Annotated in this window: 1 protein-coding gene; it reads right to left on the bottom strand. The window is 67.4% G+C overall.

The features are described 5' to 3' along the window. Positions 1-4016: hypothetical protein (locus FBR05_14950; protein ID MDL1873477.1), on the bottom strand; the 4016-nt coding region annotated here is incomplete at both ends.

The following is a 4016-nucleotide window of genomic DNA, read 5'->3' as shown; positions in this document are numbered from 1 at the left end:
AAGCCCGAGCGGGTCTTCGAGGTGGGACGCGACATCTCCTTCGGATCGCGGCCCGCCGCGACTTCCGCCTGCGAGTTGCTGGTCGCCTGCATGTTGGCGAACTCGTAGCTCCCCGCCTCGCCGAAGTCGTCGTAGCCGCCGACGAAGACGACCTTGGCCTTGCCGCCCTGGATCGTCTCGACGCCCATCTCCACCGACTCCGCCGCCGTGGCGCAGGCGCCGACCGGCGTCTTGATCGGACCCGAGGAGGAAAGCAGCAGCATGTTGATCCACGCCGGCATGACGTTGATCAGCTGCTCCTGGAGGATGTCGCCCTGCACCGGCTTTTCCAGCTTGCGCTCGAAGAAGCTGCGATGGATGCTGCGCATCCCGCCCATCCCGCCGCCGGTCGTGTTGCCGACCTCGGAGACGTGGACGTATTGGTAGAATTCGTAGGGATCGGTGATCCCCGCCGAAACCAGGGCCTCGACGGTGGAGACGAGCGTGTAGAGGGTCGTCGGGTCGACCTGGTCGATGATGTCCTTCGGGACGCCGTAGCGCGCCGGGTCCCAGCCCGTCGGGATCTGGCCGGCGACGAAGCGGTTGAAGGCCAGCGCCTTCGGCACGCTGAGCGTCGCGCCCTCCTTGAGCTGGATGTACCACTGGCCCGACTTCTCGTAGACGTCGACCTTCTCGCCGTGCTGCAGCTTGAAATGATCCGCCTCTTCCTTGCTGCCCACCTCGACCGGATGCATGTCGCGGGTCAGGACGACCTCGCGCAGGAACATCTTGCGGTGCGGGTCGTAACCCTCGAACAGGCCCGGCTCGACGAGGCGAATGCCCGTGTGGCCGAGGATCTGCTCTTCGTATTTCTTCTTCACCTCGTGGTCGGCCACGGGCTCGCTGGTCTTGGCGTCCACCCAGCCGGTGTAGGGCTTGCCGTCCTTGCCTTGGCCGTTGTGGTACTTGATCAGGCCCATCATCCAGGCCAGCTCGATGTTGCCCTCGAGGGAGAATTCCCCCTTCGACTCCATCTCCCAGCGGGTCCGGGCGCCGCCGTAGGGTCCTACCTCGCCGAAGCCGGCGACGACCACGACCTTGCTTAGGTCGACCATGCCTTCCAGGGCCTTGAGCGACTCGAGCTTCTCCCGGGAGGGAAGCTCGGGGAAGGCTATGCCTAAGTCGGCCTTGGGCGCGACCTTCCGCTCGACCTTAGGCTTGATCCCCAGCGCCTCCTGATCCAGCTTCGCGTCGGCGGCCACCGCCTTCTTCGCGGCGGACTCGCCGGTGATCTCGCCGCGCAGGTCGGCCGAGGCCTGGTTCAAGTTGCGGATCCCGCTGAAGCCGCCGTTCAAGTCGGCCCAGACCGGACGCCGCTGGGCCTCGCGAACCATGTCGGGATGCATCAGACCCATCAAGTTGAAGGCCATCTCCGACTGGCTGAAGGTGCGGGCGCCGAGCTTCTCCATGCCGGGCGCGACGACGTTGTTGCCCGCCATGACGCCCGTGCCGCGGGTCCAGCCGATCACCGCGCCGGCGATGCTGAGGTAGTTGCCCCAGCCCTCCGACTTCCATTTGTTGAGCAGCGGTTCGAGGCCGATCTTGGACTCGGCATAGAGGCCGTCCGAGCCGAAGGCGCCGTGGTTGGGCGACATGGGCAGGATGACGTGGGCCGGCTTGGTGTCGATGCCCCGCTCCTTCTTGGCGTTCTTCACCGCGCCCAAAAGCCGGATGACGTTGGTCAGCATCAGGCGATGCGCGAACTCGGAGCGCGAGTCGATGTTGCCGATGTCGCGGCCCTGCTCGGGGATGGCGGCGAAGGGAATGATCCCGTCGAGGTCGAGCCCCAGCCCGTCCTTCTTGTCGTAGACGTACTTCACCAGGGCCTCGGTGTCCTGCAGCGAGCCGGCGTTCATCGGCACGGTCACGAGCCGGCTGCCCTTCGCGCCATACTGCTCGTAGACCTGGCGGTAGAAGTCGTTCTCTTCCTTGCTGCCCGTGAGGCTGGTGATGACGACGGTGCCGCCGCCGGCCAGGATGTTCTTGGCCAGCTCGACCGCGATGGAGCCCTTGCCGGCGCCGACCAAGAGGTAGGTCTTGCCCTGGAAGCTCATCCCCTCCTGCGCCATCTTGTCGAGGGCGCCGAGGTAGGTGTCGGTCACCTGCGGGTCGTAGACATGGGTGTTCTGGTCGTTTTCCAGCGGCTTCTTCATGAAGAGGTGCGGCATGCGTTTCTTGCCGGTGAGCCGCGCCTCTTGCTCGGCCAGCTGGCCCTCGAAGTCCGCCACGATGGCGGGGTCGGCCTTCTGCATCTTCAGCTGCGTGACGACGTTGCGCAGGGCCTGGACCGAGGACTCCAAGGCCTCCCGCGCCGGGCCCGGAGGCACGGCCTCGACTTGGTAGTCGGACCCCTCGCGCATCTCCTTGGCGTAGTCCGCCGCGCTGCGGATGCCGGGGCGCGGGACCTCGCGGTAATCCAGCTCGCCGTCGGGCTTGATGCCCAGAGTCGGCATCAGGTGGGGCTGCTGGTCCAAATAGACAGGGAGCTTGCCCAGGTGCTCACGCACCTCCTTGGCCAGGACCTGGAAGTAGGTCGCCAATTGCGGACGCCCCTCCGCCTTGGCCTTGCGGGCGTGGAATTCGACGACCGTCAAGACCTCGGGCGTGGCGCGATTGACGATGAGGTGGGCCGTGCGAGTGACGGCCGGGTCCTCAAACTTAAGTGTGCCGGTCGCCAGCTTGTGGTAGAGATCCACCGCGTCCTGCCGGGCCAGGTTCCAATGCCCCTCGTACTCGCGCTGCTTGCGCGAGTCGAAGGCCGGCTTGATCGCCTTGCCGTAGAATTCGCCGTGCTCGGCCTGCCACAGACCGAGCTCTTCTTCCGCCTTGCGGCGCAGCTCGGCCTCCATCTCGGCCTTCAGCTCGCCCGCGCGGGGGCTCTCGCCCAAGAACTCGGAGTAAGTCCGCATGATGTCGCGGATGATCCGCTCCTGCCGGGCCTCGAAGGCCTTGAGCGCCGCGGAATCCACCGCCACGCCGCCACCCCCGGCCACCGCCACGGTCCCGCCGCCCTGCGAGGCGCGCGGCACCTGGACGCCCTGGGCCTGGGCGTAGCTATCCGCCACCTGGTCGAGCCAGGCCTTCGCCTCGGCCTCGCTGGCGAGCCGCGCGGGCGGCTCCATGCTGAGACCGTGCAGGAGGACGCCGTCCATCCGGCCCTCGCCCAAGAGGCGCTCGCTCGAGAGGTAGGCCCGGGCTTGGGCCATGCCGAAGCCGCCCGGCATCTTGCTGGCGAGCAGCTTGGCGATCTGGGCCTGGGACTGCTTGCCGAGACCCTGGTAGCTGCCGCCCATCTTCTGGGCGAGCTCGCTCAAGGGAAGCTCGGCCGCGTTGTCGGGACCCGCGCCGAACTCCTTCTGCAGGTCGCCCAAGATCTCGTTCTGCAGGGCCGATTTGCCTCCGACCAGGCCCTTGATGTTCTGCCCGGCCTGGACCTCGCCGATCGACTTCTTCAGCTTCACCGCCAGCAGGGCGCGCAGCGACTCCAGGGGAGACACCGGCGCGTCGGGCACCGGCTGCGCGGCCGGCCCGGCCGCCATCATGACCGGCGCCGCGGCCGCCGCCGCGGCGGGGGCCGCCCCGCCCTTCGGGATCGCCTGACCTACCTTTTGGCCGTAGCTGTCGACGACCGAGTCCAACCAAGCCTTCGCCTCGGCCTCGCCGCCCAGGCGCTTCTCGGGCGCCATGGTGATCGCGTGCAGCAGGACGCCCTGGATGCGGCCCTCACCCAAGCGGCGCTCGCCGGACAGGTAGGCCTTGATCGCGGCCTGGTTGAAGCCGCCCGGCATCTTGTCGGCGACCAGCTTGGCGATGAGGTTGTTCGATTGCGCGCCCGAGCCCGAGTAGGTCCCGCCCATCTTCTGGGCGAGCTCGCTTAAGGGCATCTCGGCCGCGTTGTCGGGACCGCCGCCGAATTCCTTCTGCAGGTCGCCCAAGATCTCATTTTGCAGCGCAGACTTTCCGCCGACGAGTCCCTT

Source organism: Deltaproteobacteria bacterium PRO3, from assembly GCA_030263375.1.
Taxonomy (GTDB): Bacteria; UBA10199; UBA10199; order DSSB01; family DSSB01; genus DSSB01.
This window is presented reverse-complemented; position numbering and strand designations above follow the sequence as displayed.